Origin of the sequence: Burkholderia ubonensis (assembly GCF_902833085.1) — a bacterium.
Classification (GTDB): domain Bacteria; phylum Pseudomonadota; class Gammaproteobacteria; order Burkholderiales; family Burkholderiaceae; genus Burkholderia; species Burkholderia ubonensis.
Genome location: NZ_CADFEB010000003.1, coordinates 772,055 through 787,526, shown reverse-complemented (window position 1 = coordinate 787,526; position 15,472 = coordinate 772,055). Strand labels below are relative to the sequence as shown.

Below are 15,472 nucleotides of genomic sequence, written 5' to 3'. Positions count from 1 at the left end.
CTCTGGTAGTTGTCGCGCCGCACGTCGCGCGCTGAAATCTCACTCCAGCGAATGGTCCGGTGCGATTGCCGCAAGGTCCGCACGAATCGGTCGTTCGCCTCGCTTCATCCCGTCGAAACGACACCCCCGGCAGGCGTGCTGTCCGGCTGATCCGGCGAGCGCGTCATTTGATCGAGTTTCCTTGCCTGAAGAGAGGTTGACGATGGACCCCAGAGCACACATGCCGACGCAGGACCGCGAGTCGCACAGCCTGTACGGGTTCGACATGACCGAGTACCTGCGCGGCGGCTCGCATGCGGGCCGCCCGGCCGGCGACGTCGCGCGGCACGCGCTCACGCACGGCGGCATCTATCCGGTCGAGCAGGCGCGCCTTGCACTCGGCGCCTACGAACGCGCCGCGCTCGACGTGCTGCAGCGCCGTCGCGAACTGCTCATCGACGCGGATACGCCGGCTGCCGCCTGCAGCGCCGCGACGCTCGCGCTCTACGTGAATTCGCTCGGGCGCCTGCACATCCGTCCGGCAGCGGCGCCGAAGGTCGCCTACGACGCGCACGACAGCTGGGTCGATCTCGGCACCGTGACCGTCGGCGCCGACGTGCTCGCCGAGATCGACGCGGGCGTCGCCGCGTGGCGCGCGATCGAGCGCCGCAGCTTCGCCGAGGTGCGCGCCGCGATGGATCGCGTGCATGCGGAAGGTCAGCTGCCGCGCGTGCTGGAGGAAGTCATCGATCACGTCGAGCACGTCGAATCGGTGTGCTTCTACGTCGGCGACCGCTTCTTCGCGCTGATCGACCGCTACACGAACCTGATCGACAGCAAGGGCGGCAAGGGCCATCTGCCCGGGTTGCGCGACCGGCCGTACCCGGCCTGGAGCGACGACGACGTGCTGATCGTCGCGGCGCTGCACGCGCTGTTCCTGTCGGGCCGCTCGGTGCGCTTCGAGGAATTCAACGGCGCGCTGCTGTGCGCGCAGGACCTCGTCGGCCGGCTCGACCGGCTCGCGGCCGCCTATACGGACGCCGGGTGCGAGGTCGCGGTGCCGCAAGCGCTCGACCTGTTCGAGCGCGCGCGGAAGATCCGCGAGCAGACGCTGTGCGCGATCGGCAAGCCGTGGCTGCGCTACCGGTGGATCTACGGGCTCAATTTCCAGAAGACCGAACGGATCCTGCGTTCGAGCGCGTCGACCGAGGCGCACGACCAGTGGTATCGCGAGTTCGGCGACGACTTCCGCCAGTTCGTGTCGCCGCGCGGCGAATTCTCGCCGCCCGAATACGTCGCGTTGGCGCTGCTCGCGAACGCCGCGATCGCGCGCGACGTCGCGGGCGTGCGCTGCGACGCGGGCAGCACGGCCGTCACGAGCTGGATCGAATACCTGATCGAGAAGACCGTCGCATCGGCGGTGCTCGCGACCGGCTCGGACTACGGAATGTCGAGCTCGCTGCGCGACATCGGCCAGCTCGTCGCGTACGACGAGACGACGCTGCTCGACACGATCCACGCGCTCACGCCGGCAAGCTTCTTCACCGCCTACGTGTCGCACCGGACGATCGCGCGCTTCGGCGAGCCGGAGAGCACGATGATCGCGACCTCGGTGCAAAAGCGCATGCAGTTCAACCGCTGGCACTTCATCCCGGGCAACTTCGACCGGCCGCTGATCCGCGCATCGCGCCACTGGTACTACCCGCCGCTCGTGCCCGACATCTCGTCGCATTCGGACATGCACCGCGCCGCGCACAACCGCGCGCGCGTCAAGTTCTCGATCCGCGTGCCGGGCCCGGACATGTCGCGCCCGCCGCTGAACATCGCGGGCCGGCGCTATCGCGGCTTCTACGACGTGCGCGTCGTGCGCGCGGAAGGCGACGAATACTCGACCGAGGACATGCTGCGCGTGCGCCGCCGCACGCTGTGGCTCGAAGCGCTGTACACCGCGCTGGTCAACTACCTGATGACGCCGGATGCGCGCCGGCTCACGGTCGACGGATTCGACGCGGGCACCTATCTCGACCTCGCGGGCGACGTGCTGCCGAACGCGGCCGATGCGCTGCGCGCGACGGCCACGGAGGGCGCACTGTGACGGCGTCCAGGGCAAGCGTCGTCAATACCGTCGCCGCGAACGGCGGCAAGCGCGCGACGCATCGCGTCACGTTCTTCCAGCAGGGCGGGCGAATCGTGCTCACGCACGCGCAGCTCGACGCGCAGGCGGCGCGGCTCGCGCACGCGTTGCGCGCGGGGGGCCTCGCGCCCGGCGCGCGCATCGGGATCGTCGCGCGCAACGGGCTCGCGTGGGTGCTGCTCGATCTCGCCGCGCTGAAGGCGGGGATCGTGACGGCCGGCTTCGAGTTCGGCAAGTTCCGGCCCGATCAGGCGCTCGTCGACCAGTACGCGCTCGACGCCGTCTATGCGGACGGCGCCACGTCGTTCGATCCGGCGCGCGACCTGCGCGCGCTCGTCGATGCGCAGGTGCGCGCCTGCCGCGATGGACGTAACGGGCGCGACGTCGATCCGGTCGCGCCGCCGTTCGAATCCGCGACGTATGCGCGCGACGACGTCACGACGATCAAGTTCACGTCCGGCAGCTCCGGCGAGCCGAAGGGGCTCGCGGCGCGCGCGGGCAGCATCGACGCGTCGCTCGCGGCGGTCCAGCAGCTCTACGCGCACGGCGACGGCGACGACGTGCTGGTGTTCCTGCCGCTGTCGCTGCTGCAGCAGCGCTACTGGGTCTATTCGGCGCTGACCTACGGGCACGACGCGACCGTCGCGCCGTTCGAGTTCGCGCTCGAGGCGACGCGCGAGCAGCCGCCGACGGTCGTGATGGGCGTGCCGGGCTTCTACGACGGCATAAAGAAGCGCATCGAACGGACCACGCCGCCGGACGACGACGGCCTCGACGCGCGCAGGCGGCGGATCGACGCGCTGCTCGGCCCGCGCATCCGCTACCTGTGGACGGGCTCCGCGCCGGCGAACCCGCAGACGCTGCGCTTCTTCGACGAAGCGGGCGTGCCGATCTTCGAAGGCTACGGGATGAACGAGACCTGCATCGTGACCAAGAACCATCCGGGCGCGGCGCGCACGGGCAGCGTCGGCCGGCTGATCCCGGGCAAGCGCGCGCGGATCGACGACGACGGCGTGCTGATCGTCGGCGCGGACGAGCCGGTCAACACGCAATACCTGTACAGCGAGCCCGGCGCGAGCGAACGGATCTTCCTGCCGACGGGCGAGGTGCGCACCGGCGATCTCGCGCGCTTCGACGACGACGGCTACCTGTACATCCTCGGCCGCGCGGACGACCTGATCGTGCTCGCGAACGGCAAGAACGTGCATACCCGCAAGCTGGAGGAGCAGGTCAAGGCGCACGTCGGCATCGAGGAATGCGTGCTGTACGGCGCGGGCCGGCCGTTCCTCGTCGCGGTGATCTCGCCGCAGCACGCGCGTGCCGACCACGCGGCGATCCACGCGCATCTCGCGGATCTCAACGCGACGCTCGCGCCGCACGAGCGGATCGTGAAGGCGTTCGTCGCGCCGCGGCCGTTCGGCGGCGACACGCGCTTCGTCACGTCGCAGTTCAAGCCGAAGCGCAAGGCAATCTTCAGCGCGTTCAAGAACGAAATCGAGCGACTTTATGGAGGGCAAGCGTGACCGACATCGAATCCATCGTGCGGCGCCACCTGTGCGAAGTAGCGGGGCGGCCCGCGTCCGACGCGGCGACGCTGCCGCTCGACGACGACCTGACGTTCGACTTCGGCCTCGCGTCGCTCGAACTGATCGTGCTGCTGAGCGGCGTGTGCGAAACCGCGCGCGTGCCGCTCACGGAATTCGGCGAGGACGATCTCGCGAAGCTGCGCACCGGCCGCGACATCGTCAACCTGCTGGCCGCCAAAGTACACGCATAAAGGACCACTGATGAGCTGGAACATTCCGAACCTCCTGAACGCGACGCTCGAGAACGACGTCGTGAAGCTGCGCCGCATCGGCGTCGACGACAAGGCCGGCTTCGCGCGGATCGCCTGCGACCCGGACAGCTGGACCTACATGGTGTCGGTCGTGCAGGACGAGCCGAGCCTCGTCGCGTTCCTCGAGCGCGCGATCGCCGATTCGCTCGCGGGCACGCGGATCGTGTTCGCGATCATCGACAAGGCGAGCGGCCGCTTCGCGGGCACGACCGCGTTCGGCAACCTCGCGCCGGCCGACCGCCGCATCGAGATCGGCTGGTCGTGGCTCGGCGCGCCGTATCGCGGCACCCGCGTGAACCGCGCGACGAAAGGGCTGCTGCTCGACTACGCATTCGGCGAGCTGGGCTGCGAGCGCGTCGAGTTCAAGACCGACGTGCTGAACGCGAGGGCGCGCGCGGGGCTGAAGGCGATCGGCGCGACCGAGGAAGGCGTGATGCGCAGCTTCAACTTCATGCCGGGCGGCCGCCGTCGCGACGCGATCTACTACAGCATCCTCAAGGCGGAGTGGCCCGATGTCCGTGCAACCCGCTTTCGTTGAGCCGGCGGTGCGCGCGCCGCACGACGACGCGCCGTTCGCGATCGACGCCGACGTCGAGCCGGCGCGCCGCGTGCGGCTCGCGGGCAGCCGCCGCGAGATCGGCCGCCGGCACGGCGCGGTGCTGCGCGACGCGATCGGCCGGTTCCTGACCGATCGCATCGCGCGGCTCGCGCCGCTCGTCACTCACGCACGGCTGCGCGAGCTGGCGCCGCTCGTCGCGAGCCATGCGCGCGTGATCGAGCGCGCGCTGCCCGATCTCGCGGAAGAGGTGCACGGGCTCGCGGAAGGCGCGGGCATCACGCTCGAGGATGCGTACCTGCTGCAGCTGCGCCGCGAGTTGACGGGCTTCCGGCGGATGCCCGCGCGCGGCGACTGCACGACCTTCGCGCGGCATGCGAACGGGCAGGCGGTGGTCGCGCAGACCATCGACCTGAACGGCGACATGGCGGGCGAGCTGAGCGTGCTGGAGATCGCGCCCGACGCGGGCGGCGCGCCCGTCGCGCTCGTCAGCTTCACCGGGCTGCTCGGCTACCTGGGGATCAACGGCCACGGCGTCGCGATCGGCCTGAACCTCGTGCTCGGCGGCGAATGGCGGCCCGGCATTCCCGGCTACCTGGCGATCCGCCATCTGCTCGACACCTGCGCGAGCGTCGACGAATGCGTGGACACGCTGCGCCGGCTGCCGCGCGCGAGCTCGCGCGCGCTGACGATCGCCGACGCGCGGCGCGTCGTGACGGTCGAGACCCTGCCCGACGACCTCGTCGTGATCGAAGGCGTCGAGCATGCGCATACGAATCACTTCCTGCATCCGGCCTTCGCGGCCGGCGACGCGCTGAACCCGTTCGCGCGCACGTCGTCGCTGCGCCGGCTGGACGCCTGCCGCGCCGGGCTCGCGCGCCTGCCGGACGACGCGGACGCGGCGGCCTGCCTCGCGCTGCTCGGCGAGCCGCCGATCGAGGTCGCGCCGACGGGCGACGTGCGGCGCGAGTGCACGGTCGCGTCCGTCGCGATGTTTCCCGCGCGGCGCGCGCTGCATGTGCGCGGCCGGCCGGGGCGCCGCCGCACGGATGACTCGAACCGACTACCGAATCCCGTCCCCACCGGAGAACCGCAATGACCTACGTCGTCACCGAGAACTGCATCAACTGCAAGCACACCGATTGCGTCGAGGTGTGCCCCGTCGACTGTTTCCACGAGGGCGAGAATTTTCTCGTCATCGATCCGGACGAATGCATCGACTGCGGCGTATGCGAGCCGGAATGCCCGGTCGGCGCGATCCGCCAGGACGTCGCGCTCGATGCGGACCAGGTGCATTACGCGAGCCTGAACCGCGAGCTCGCGCAAAGCTGGCCGACCCTCACGATCCGCAAGCCGGCGCTGCCCGACGCGGCGCAGTGGAAGGATGTCGAGGGCAAGTTTCAACAACTCAAGCGCGACGCGATCGCGTAAGCAACAAGGATTTTTCATGTCGAATGCTGGTATCAACGGGGCCGGCGTCTTGCCGGCAACACCTGAACGCGCGGCGCCGCACCGCCGGATGCTGCCGCTGCTGCTGATCGGGCAGGGGATGGCCGCGATGGACACGTCGATCGTGAACGTCGCCGCACCCGCGCTGCGCGCGGACCTGGGCATCTCGGGCGCGCTGCTGCAGCTCGTCGTCGCGGGCTACATCCTCGCGTATGCGGTGTTCCTGATCACGGGCGCAGGGCTCGGCGACGATTACGGCTACCGCCGGCTGTTCGTGACCGGGCTCGCGATCTTCACGGTGTCGTCGCTCGCATGCGGCGTCGCGCCGGGCACGTGGCTGCTGATCGTCGGGCGCATCGCGCAGGGCGTCGGCGCGGCGATGCTGGTGCCGCAGGTGATGTCGCTGATCCAGCGCAGCTTCGAGGGGCCCGCGCGGGCCCGCGCGATCGGCTATTACTCGATGATTCTCGGCCTCGGCTCGACCGCCGGCCAGGCGCTCGGCGGCGTGATCATCACCGCCGATTTCGCGGGGCTGTCGTGGCGGCCCGCGTTCCTGATCAACGTGCCGATCGGCATCGTGCTGCTCGCGAGCGCGCGCTCGGTGCTGCCGGCGCTCGCCGGGCCCGAGCGGCGCAAGCTCGACCTCGTCGGCGTCGCGCTGCTGACGGGCGCGATGCTGCTGATCGTCGTGCCGCTCACGTTCGGCCACGACGTCGGCTGGCCCGCATGGGTATGGGCGTCGCTCGCGGCGGGCGTCATCGGCGTCGCGACGTTCCTGCGTTTCGAGCGCACGCTCGCGCAGCGCGGCGGCAGCCCGCTGCTCAATCTCGACGCGGTGCTCGCCACCGGCATCCGGCCCGGGCTCGCGGTCGTGTCGATCGGCTTCATTGGCTACGGCGGCTGGCTGTTCGCGTGCGCGCTCTACCTGCAGACCGGCCTCGGCTTCTCGCCGATGATCTCGGGCTTCGTGTTCGCCGCGTACGCATTCGGCTTCGGCATCTCGAACGTGAGCTGGTCGAAGCTGCCCGCGCGCCTGCTGCGCTTCACGCCGGCAGTTGCGTTGATCGCGATGGCGGCCGCGAACCTCGCGTTCGGCATGACCGCGCGCCACGCCGGCTGGGTCGCCGCGGTGATGGTGCCGCTGCTGTTCTGCGCGGGCGCGAGCCACGGCCTTACGTTCGGCACCACCGTCAACCAGATGACGCAGCGCACCGCGCCGCAGCACGCGCCCGCGCTGAGCGGGCTCGTCACGACGTCGGTGCAGCTGTCGATCGTGATCGGGGTCGCCGCGCTCGGCGCGATCTATCTCGCGGTCGCGGCGCCCGGCGCGCACGTGGCGTCCGCGCGCGCGATCGCCGACGTGACGTTCGCGATCGGCGCGCTCGCGCTCGTCGCGATCGCGTGCTCGCTGCGGCTCGCCACCGTGCGCGCGCCGGCCGCGGCAGCGCAGCCGGCCTGATTTTCCCGCACGCGGACTAACCACAAGGACCGATTCGTGAACGACCAACCGTTGATCCTCAAACCCGTCGGCGCGCCAGAGAAGTTGCGCGCGCAACTGATCGACGAACTGCGCGCGACGGTCGCGGCGACGCTGCACGTCGCACCGGACACGCTCGATGCCGACTTTCCGCTCGCCGACGCGGGCCTTACGTCGGTCGAGCTGATCGACCTGATCGTGAGCTGCCAGGCACGCCATGCGATCGAGTTCCCGCCCGAGCTTCTGGTCAGGCTGACGCTCGGCTCGCTCGCGGACGGCATCCTGGCCGCCCGCGACGCGGGAAAGGACGCGCGATGAGCACGCCGATCGCCATCACCGGCTTCGGCGTGCTGTCGCCGGCCGGCGCGACGCCGGACGCGCTGTGGCGCGCGCTGGAGACCCGTGCGGTGCTGAACGGGCCGTGGCCGAAGCGGCCGCTGGCCGGCTATCCGGCCGACAACGTGATCGCGGTGCCGGAGGCGGTCTGGCGCACGCTCGAGCCAGGCGCGACCGGCATCGAGAACCGCGCGGCCGCGCTCGCGCGCCACGCGATCGGGCAAGCGCTGGCCGACGCGCGGCTCGCCGGCGCTGGCGCAGGCGGCCTGCGGATCGGCTGCATGCTCGGCACGACGACGGCCGGCGTCGAGGTCGCGGAGAACGTGCTCGTCGACGCGCCCGGCAGCGGCGCGGCCGGCGCGGCGGATCTCGACCCGAGCGCGCTGCTGCCGGGCCGCGACGGCCGCTGGCGCGGCCCGCTCGCGGTGCTGTCGACCGCGTGCTCGTCGGGGCTGCTCGCGCCGGCGCTCGCGATCGACGCGCTCGCGGCCGGCGAGGCCGACGTGATGATCGCGGGCGGCGTCGACGTGCTGCTCGAATACACGATCTGCGGCTTCAACGGGCTGCGCGTCGCGACGCGCGACCGGTGCCGGCCGTTCAGCGGGGACCGGCAGGGCGTCGTGCTGTCCGAGGGCGTCGCCTGCGTGTGCGTCGAACCGCTCGATGCGGCGCTCGCGCGCGGCGCGCCGATCCGGGCCATCGTGACCGGCCATGCGGCGGGCTGCGACGCGGCGCACGCGACCGCGCCGGACATCGATGGCGTCGCGCGCACGATCGCCGCCGCGCTCGCGGCGAGCGGCGTGCGCGCGGACGCGCTCGGCGGCGTGTTCGCGCACGGCACCGGCACGCCGACCAACGACGGCGCGGAAATCGCCGCGCTGCGCCGCGCGTTTGCCGACACCTACGGCAGTGACGCGCTGCCGCCCGTCACGTCGATCAAGTCGACGCTCGGCCATCCGCAGGCGGCGGCCGGCACGTTCTCGCTCGTCGCGGCGGCGCTCGCGCTCGCACGGCGGCGTTTGCCGCCGACCGCGAACCTCGACGTGCGCGACGACGCGCTCGGCGACGTGCGCATCGCCGACGGCGACGGCCTGCCGCTGGCGGGCGACAGCGTGCTCGTCAACGCGTTCGGCTTCGGCGGCAACAACTGCGTGATGGTCGTCGCCGACGCCGCGCGCGCCCGTCAGGAGGCCAGCGCATGAGTGCCATGACACCCCGCGCGTTCCGGATCGCGGCGGCCGCCGCGATCGTGCCCGCCGCCGACGGCGTGCTGACCGACGCGCATCTGCATGCGGAGCGCCGCTCGCGCAAGGTCGGTCCGCTGCCGCCGAAGGCGCGGATGACGCTCGCCGCCGCCGAGCGGCTGCGCGCCGCGCTCGGCGACGCCGACCGCGCGACGCCCGCCGGCCGGATCGGCGTGAGCTTCGGCACGCTGTTCGGCGCGATCGACGTCGCCGAGCAATGCATCGGCACCGTGCGCGCGGAAGGCTTCGAGCAGGTGACGCCGTCGTGGTACGCGGCGGGCCTGCCGAACGCGACCGCCGCGATCGTCGCGTCGCTGTTCAACTGGCGCGGCCCGAACCTGACCTTCCTCGGCTACCAGGCCGGCCTCGACGCGATCGTCGGCGCATGCCGGCAGCTCGCCGCCGGCCACGCGGACGCGGTGTGCGCGGGCGGCTTCGACTTGCCGAGCGCCCGCTATGTCGCGCGTGCCGACGCGCCGCTGCGCGACGCGCAGGCGCTCCATCCGGGCGCGGGCGTCGTATGGCTCGCGGCCGGTGACGCGCGCGCGGGCGACCTCGGCCGGATCGTCGGCTGGTCGCAGCAGGCGTTCGACGCCGATGCATTCGACGCGGCGCACGCGCGCGGCTTCCCGGCGCTCGTCGCGGCCGCGCTGCCCGGCGCGCCGGCCGATACGGCGCCGACGGTGCACGTCGTGCGCCCGGGCGCGCCCGGCACGATCGACCGGCTTGCGGCAAGCGCGCCGGTCGCGCTCGCCGAGGGGCTCGCCGGCGCATGGCGGCCGGGGCTGCACGCGCTCGTCGTGAAAGGGCTCGGCACGCTCGCGACGTGCGTGATCGTCGACAACCAATCAGTCAGGGCGTGACGCGATGGCCGACCTCATCGACCTGCTAGCGCGCGCGGCGCTGCCGTATCTCGATGCGCGGCTGCGCGCGTTCGACGCGCTGCGCCCGCTCGACGCGCTGACGTCGCACACCGTGACCGCGAGCGACGGCGTACCGCTCGCCGCGTTCGACGCGGGCGACCGCGATGCGCCGACGGTGCTCGTCGTCAACGCGCTCGGCGTATCCGCCGCGTTCGTCGCGCCGCTCGTCGCGCGGCTTGCCGATCGCCGCCGCGTGATCACGTGGGAATCGCGCGGGCTGCCCGATGCACGCGGCGATGCGTCCGACCTGTCGCTCGCGCGCCATGCGCGGGACGCGGCCGACGTGCTCGCCGCGCTCGCCGGCCCGAGCGCGCGCGTCGCGGCGATCGTCGCGTACTGCTCGGGCGCGAACGTCGCCGCGTACGCGCTCGACGAGCGCGTGCTGGCCGCGGACCGTCTCGCGATCGTGAGCCCGTCGCTCGAAGTCGCGGGCGTCGCGGACAAGACGCTCTACCAGAAGACCGTGCTGCCGATGTGGACGCGCATCGCGGAAGCGGGCGCGAAGCACGCGGCGCTCGTACGCGTGCTGCTGAGCCAGGCGCGGCGCGTCGACGACGGCTCGCTCGACTACCAGCTTTCAACGCTGAACGGATTGCCGTTCGGCGACGACGATTCGATCTGCCGCTATGCGCGGATGCAGGCCGCGTGCCTGCGCGAGGACTGGGCGGCGCGGCTCGGCCGCGTCGCGTTGCCCGCGCGGGTGCTGCACGGCGCGCGCGACGACGTGATTCATGCCGCGACGTCGCGCGGCGTCGCGCACGCGCTGCCCGGCGCGACGCTCGAGACGATCGACGACGCCGGCCACTTCGGCGTGTATACGAGCCGGACCCTGCAGGAACGGGTTGCGGCGTTCCTGGACGACGCCGGCCGGCCCGCGGGCAAATGATTTTCTGACAAGGAGTGCGAACGATGAAGATGCATCTCACCGTGCTGGAAGAAGCGAAGGCCGAGCTCGTCGGCCGGATTCGCAATCATTCGTTTCTCGCGCGCTGCCGCTCGGGCGACGTGCCGCTCGACGAGCTGAAGCTGTTCCTCGTCCAGCAGGGCCTCTACGGCAGCTACTTCACGCGCTATCTGTGCGCGCTGATGGCGAACCTGCCGGACAACGCGGACGTGCTGAAGCTCGCGGGCAACCTGTGCGAGGAACTGGGCCTCACCGACGACAGCGAGACGCCGCACAGCCTCGTCTATCGCGGGATGCTCGAGCACTTCGGGCTGACGACCGACGGCGCGCAGCCGCTGATCGGCACGCGCCGGCTGATCGACGCGATGTTCGACCATTGCCGCCACCCGGACCCGTCGCGCGGTCTCGCCGCGCTGTGCCTCGGCGCGGAGGCGCTGGTGCCGGCCGTCTACGCGGACATCATCAAGGGCTTCGAGCGGCACGGCGTCGCCGCGCCGGCGCTCATGTTCTTCCATCTCCACGTCGAATGCGACGACGGCCATGCGGAGACGATGCGCGACATCATGGTCGACATCGCGCAGCGCGACCCGGAGCGGATTCCGGCGATGCTGAGCGCGGGCTACGCGCTCGTCGACGCGCGCCTGGCGTTCTTCGATTCGATCGAGACGGGCTTCGCGCGGCGCGGCGACGCGCAAGGCCGCCGCGCATACGGCCCGCTCGCGCTCGCGTGAGCGCCGCCTTTCACGGAAACCGACACATGTACACGACGCTCAATCACGATGCGAGCTTCACGCGGAAGGTCGTCGAACGCCTCGCGGCGAGCTGGAACCACCGCGTGGCCGTGCGGCAGGAACGGCTCGACCTGACGCAGTACTGCGACGACGCGATTCCCGAATTCCCGGTGTCGATGGTGCCGTTCTGGGACGACGCGGATTTCGCGCGCCTGCCCGACGCGCGGAAGCGGCGCTTTCTCGGCGCCGCGTGGGTCGCGTACAACGAGAAGGCGATGTATCTCGAGGACGAGATCGTCCAGCCGCTGTGCAGCCTGCTGCTGAAGGGCCGGCTGCCGGGCGTCGGCGACCCGCGGCTCAAGCAGGTGCTCGCGCAGATCCAGGTCGACGAGCAGTTCCACATCCTGATGTGTGTCGACGTCTGCCACTGCGCGCGCGAGCGTCATGCGCTCGACGGCTACGCGCTGCCCGAGCCGCTGGTCGGCGCCGGGCAGCGCGCGCGGCTCGCGCAGGTGGGCGACGACGCGCGCCGCGCGGCGATCGTGCGGCTCGCGTATGCGTCGATCGCCGAGATGTCGATCAACGCATACCTGACGCAGGTGTCGGGCGACATGACGATCCAGCCGCTGAACCGCATCAACACCGACATGCACCGCCGCGACGAGGCCGCGCACAGCACCGCGTTCCACGAGATCGTCGCGTCGGTGTACCGCGCGCTCGACCCCGCCGGGCAGCTGGCGTTCCGCGACGAGACCGCCGCCGCGCTCGACGTGTACACGACGCCCGATGCGAGCGCGTGGGTGTCGATCCTCGCGTTCCTCGACGTGCCGGGCCGCGAGCGGATTCTCGCGCGGCTCGACGCGCGCACGCGCGGCGTGAAGCTGAACCGCGACTACGCGACGCTGCGCAGCCTGTTCGACGAGCTCGGCATCGCCGCGCCGGCCGCGTTCGCGTGACGCGTGCCTCCGATTGCAACGCCCATTCGGGAGCCACATGAAGATCTTCGATGCGTCGATCCTGAACCTGCCGTTCTACGACGCCGCGCACCGCACGCTGGCCGCCGACCTCGAAGCGTGGGTCGACGTGCACGCGTACCTGCCGCGCGAGTACGCGCACCTGAGCCCGTCCGAGCGCGGCCGCGTCTATGCGCGTGTGCTCGGCGAGCACGGCTGGCTGCGCTACGCGGTCGATCCGGCGCCGGGCCGCACGCGGCCCGACGTGCGCAGCCTGTGCCTGATCCGCGAGGCGCTGTCGTATCTCGACGATCTCGTCGACTTCGCGTTCGCGATCCAGGGCCTCGCGGCCGCGCCGATCGCGTGGTTCGGCTCCGCTGCGCAGCAGGCCGCATGGCTCGGCGCGCTGCGCGACGGCACCGCGGTCGGCTCGCTCGCGCTGTCCGAGCCCGACGCCGGCTCGAACCTCGCGGCGCTCACGGTGGCCGCCGAGCGCACGCCGGACGGCTATGCGCTCGACGGCTGCAAGACCTGGGTGTCGAACGGCACGATCGCGACACACCACGCGGTGCTGCTGCGCACCGGCGACGGCCCCGGCGGGCTCGGCCTGAGCTTCCTGTCGGCGCCGGCCGCGACGCCGGGGCTCGCGGCGAGCGAGATCGAGCTGGTCGCGCCGCGCGCGTTCGCGAGCCTGACGTTCGACCGCGTCGCGCTGCCCGCCGACGCGCTGATCGGCGCGTCCGGCGCGGGTTTCCGCTATGCGATGGAGATCCTGAACCTGTACCGCGTGACGGTCGGCGCGACCGCGCTCGGCTTCGCGCGGCGCGCGCTCGCCGCGTCGCTCGACTGGTCGCGCCGGCGTGAGGTCGCGGGCGGCAAGCTGATCCAGCAGCAGTTCACCGTCGACAAGCTGGCCGGGATGGCGACCTTCGCCGACGCCGCCGCGCTGCTCGTCGCGCGCGCGGCGTGGGAGTTCGACACGGGCGCAGCCGACGTCGCCGCGCACGCGAGCATGGCGAAGCTGTTCGCGACCGACGGCGTCGCGCAGGTCGTCGACGACACCGTGCAGCTGTTCGGCGCGGCCGGCCTCGTCGCCGGCTCGACGCCCGAGCAGCTGTACCGGCAGGTGCGCGCGCTGCGCATCTACGAAGGCACGTCGGAGATCCAGAAGATCGTGATCGCGGGCAGCGTCTCGCGGCCGCGCAAATGAGCGCGGGTGCGGGCGACGGGCGCGCCGTGCTCGTCACGGGCGGCACGCGCGGCATCGGGCTCGCGATCGTGCGCCGGCTCGCGGCGGCCGGCTGGTGCGTGGCGGCGTCGTATCGCGGCGATGCGGCGGCCGGCGCGCGGCTCGCCGACGCGCTGGCGCGCGCGGGCGTCGAGCATGCGGTGCTGCAGGCGGACGTGACCGCGCCGGACGCGGTGCGCCGGCTCGTCGCCGACGTCGTCGCGCGCTTCGGTCGCCTCGATGCGCTCGTCAACAATGCGGGCATCGTCGACGACGCGCCGTTCGTCACGCTGCCGCGCGAGCGCTGCGCGAACGTGCTGCGCGCCAACCTGCTCGGCGCGATCCGCACGACCGGCGCGGCGCTGCCGCATCTGCTGAAGTCGGCGCGGCCGGCGGTCGTCAACGTCGCGTCGCTCGGCGGCGTCGTCGGCAAGGAAGGGCAGGTCGCGTACGCGGCGAGCAAGGGCGGGCTGATCGGCTTCACGCAGTGGCTCGCGCGCCGCTATGCCGACGCCGGGCTCGCGGCGAACGCGGTCGCGCCGGGCTTCATCGACACCGACATGATCGCGTCGCTCACGCCCGCGATGACCGCGCACATCGTCGGCGGCAGCGCGGCAAAGCGGGTCGGGCGCGCGGACGAGGTCGCGCGGGCCGTGCAGTTCCTGCTCGAGCCCGGCTACGTGCACGGCACGACGCTGCGCGTCGACGGCGGCTTCAATCGGTGACCCGGGCTCCGGGTCTTCATCGGGATCAACCCGGAAACGGACACGCACCATGCGGACAGACGAACACGACACGACGATCGACTACGAAGTGGGCTACGCAGACACCGACGCGGGCGGCATTGTCTATCACGCGCGCTACATCGAGATGGCGGAGCGCGCGCGCAACCGGCTGATGCGCGCGGCCGGCTACTCGTTCGCGCGACTCGCGGACGACGGCGCGCTGTTCATCGTGCGCCGCGTCGAGGCCGTGTATCACGCGAGCGCGTGGCTCGAGGATCGGCTGACGCTGCGCGCGCGGATCGCGAGCGTGTCGGTGTCGCGCTCGGTGTGGGTGACCGACGTCGCCCGAGACGGCGCGCCGATCGCGCAGGTCACGATCGAGATGGTCGCCGTCGATCGCGCGACGCGGTGCGCGGTGCCGCATCCGCCCGCGCTGATCGACTGCCTCGTGCCGTACACGGCGCAGCGCGCGGGCGCGCCGGCATGACGGCCGCGACCGAAGCGGGCTTCACGCTCGCCGCCGCCGACGTGCTGCGCTGCCTGCCGCACCGGCCGCCGTTCCTGTTCGTCGAGCGCGCGCAGGTCGCGGCGGACGGGCTCGCGATCGTCGGGCATCGGACCTTCGCGCCCGACGAGCCGTGGTTCGCGGGGCATTTTCCCGGCGATCCGCTGGTGCCGGGCGTCGTGCTGATCGAGTTCGTCGCGCAGACGGCCAACCTGCTCGTCGGCCATCTCGCGGGCGGCGAGGCGCGCTGCCGTCTCGTCGGCGTGCGCAACGCGCGCTTCGCGCAGCCGGTGCGGCCCGCGCAGGCGATCGAGGCGCACGTGCGCGCGGGGCCTGACGGTGCGCTGCCGCGCGCGGGCGGCATCGCGACGTTCGACGCGGCCGTGCTGCGCGGCGGCGTGCGCTGCATGAGCGCGAGCGTGACGATTTACCTGACGCAGTAACGCAATCCGCCCGGCTTGCGCCGGGCCTTCAACCCGAATGGAGACGCA

The 15,472-nt window shown here is 72.0% G+C and carries 17 protein-coding genes; all 17 read left to right on the top strand.

Annotation, left to right across the window (positions count from 1 at the left end):
* The first annotated feature begins 202 nt into the window (after nucleotides 1–202).
* The 17 genes from HWX31_RS10945 to HWX31_RS10865 are packed head-to-tail and all read left to right on the top strand — an operon-like array spanning nucleotide 203 to nucleotide 15,424.
* Nucleotides 203–2,074 carry a hypothetical protein gene (locus tag HWX31_RS10945; protein WP_174961717.1) on the top strand — a complete coding sequence of 624 codons (1,872 nt, stop codon included), beginning with the start codon at nucleotides 203–205 and terminating at the stop codon, nucleotides 2,072–2,074.
* Nucleotides 2,071–3,636, top strand: coding sequence for an AMP-binding protein (locus HWX31_RS10940; protein WP_174961719.1), 1,566 nt, complete (start codon nucleotides 2,071–2,073; stop codon nucleotides 3,634–3,636). The genes HWX31_RS10945 and HWX31_RS10940 overlap by 4 nt, the downstream gene beginning before the upstream one ends.
* Nucleotides 3,633–3,890 (top strand): hypothetical protein, encoded by a 258-nt coding sequence (locus tag HWX31_RS10935; RefSeq protein WP_059714142.1) that lies wholly within the window; start codon nucleotides 3,633–3,635, stop codon nucleotides 3,888–3,890. Before HWX31_RS10940 ends, HWX31_RS10935 begins: the two co-directional genes overlap by 4 nt.
* 10 nt (nucleotides 3,891–3,900) lie before the next feature.
* Nucleotides 3,901–4,488 carry a GNAT family N-acetyltransferase gene (locus HWX31_RS10930; protein ID WP_174961721.1) on the top strand — a complete coding sequence of 196 codons (588 nt, stop codon included), beginning with the start codon at nucleotides 3,901–3,903 and terminating at the stop codon, nucleotides 4,486–4,488.
* Nucleotides 4,463–5,605: a C45 family autoproteolytic acyltransferase/hydrolase gene (locus tag HWX31_RS10925; RefSeq protein ID WP_244143719.1), complete on the top strand. Its 1,143-nt coding sequence runs from the start codon at nucleotides 4,463–4,465 to the stop codon at nucleotides 5,603–5,605. Before HWX31_RS10930 ends, HWX31_RS10925 begins: the two co-directional genes overlap by 26 nt.
* Nucleotides 5,602–5,937, top strand: coding sequence for a ferredoxin FdxA (gene fdxA, locus HWX31_RS10920; protein WP_059610003.1), 336 nt, complete (start codon nucleotides 5,602–5,604; stop codon nucleotides 5,935–5,937). Before HWX31_RS10925 ends, fdxA begins: the two co-directional genes overlap by 4 nt.
* Before the next feature lie 16 nt (nucleotides 5,938–5,953).
* A complete protein-coding gene (locus tag HWX31_RS10915; protein WP_174961723.1) occupies nucleotides 5,954–7,414 on the top strand; it encodes an MFS transporter in 1,461 nt (486 codons plus the stop codon).
* A gap of 36 nt (nucleotides 7,415–7,450) precedes the next feature.
* Nucleotides 7,451–7,750 carry an acyl carrier protein gene (locus HWX31_RS10910; RefSeq protein WP_208456077.1) on the top strand — a complete coding sequence of 100 codons (300 nt, stop codon included), beginning with the start codon at nucleotides 7,451–7,453 and terminating at the stop codon, nucleotides 7,748–7,750.
* Entirely contained in the window at nucleotides 7,747–8,970 is a 1,224-nt protein-coding gene (locus tag HWX31_RS10905; protein ID WP_175933909.1) for a beta-ketoacyl synthase N-terminal-like domain-containing protein, read from the top strand. Before HWX31_RS10910 ends, HWX31_RS10905 begins: the two co-directional genes overlap by 4 nt.
* Entirely contained in the window at nucleotides 8,967–9,875 is a 909-nt protein-coding gene (locus tag HWX31_RS10900; RefSeq protein WP_174966052.1) for a beta-ketoacyl synthase N-terminal-like domain-containing protein, read from the top strand. Before HWX31_RS10905 ends, HWX31_RS10900 begins: the two co-directional genes overlap by 4 nt.
* Nucleotides 9,876–9,879: 4 nt before the next feature.
* Nucleotides 9,880–10,821 carry an alpha/beta fold hydrolase gene (locus HWX31_RS10895; protein WP_174966051.1) on the top strand — a complete coding sequence of 314 codons (942 nt, stop codon included), beginning with the start codon at nucleotides 9,880–9,882 and terminating at the stop codon, nucleotides 10,819–10,821.
* Nucleotides 10,822–10,844: 23 nt separating this feature from the next.
* A complete protein-coding gene (locus tag HWX31_RS10890) occupies nucleotides 10,845–11,570 on the top strand; it encodes an iron-containing redox enzyme family protein (RefSeq protein WP_174966050.1) in 726 nt (241 codons plus the stop codon).
* Between the two features lie 26 nt (nucleotides 11,571–11,596).
* Complete coding sequence (locus HWX31_RS10885; RefSeq protein ID WP_174966049.1) at nucleotides 11,597–12,526, top strand: diiron oxygenase; 930 nt, start codon at nucleotides 11,597–11,599, stop codon at nucleotides 12,524–12,526.
* A 37-nt stretch (nucleotides 12,527–12,563) separates the two neighbouring features.
* Nucleotides 12,564–13,733, top strand: a complete 1,170-nt coding sequence (locus tag HWX31_RS10880) for an acyl-CoA dehydrogenase family protein (RefSeq protein WP_174966048.1) — start codon at nucleotides 12,564–12,566, stop codon at nucleotides 13,731–13,733.
* The gene (locus HWX31_RS10875) at nucleotides 13,730–14,476 is read left to right on the top strand and encodes an SDR family NAD(P)-dependent oxidoreductase (RefSeq protein ID WP_174966047.1); all 747 of its coding nucleotides are present in this window, start codon (nucleotides 13,730–13,732) and stop codon (nucleotides 14,474–14,476) included. Before HWX31_RS10880 ends, HWX31_RS10875 begins: the two co-directional genes overlap by 4 nt.
* A 49-nt stretch (nucleotides 14,477–14,525) precedes the next feature.
* Nucleotides 14,526–14,963, top strand: coding sequence for an acyl-CoA thioesterase (locus HWX31_RS10870; protein ID WP_174966046.1), 438 nt, complete (start codon nucleotides 14,526–14,528; stop codon nucleotides 14,961–14,963).
* Nucleotides 14,960–15,424, top strand: coding sequence for a 3-hydroxyacyl-ACP dehydratase FabZ family protein (locus HWX31_RS10865; protein ID WP_174966045.1), 465 nt, complete (start codon nucleotides 14,960–14,962; stop codon nucleotides 15,422–15,424). Before HWX31_RS10870 ends, HWX31_RS10865 begins: the two co-directional genes overlap by 4 nt.
* The last annotated feature ends 48 nt before the right edge of the window (nucleotides 15,425–15,472 follow it).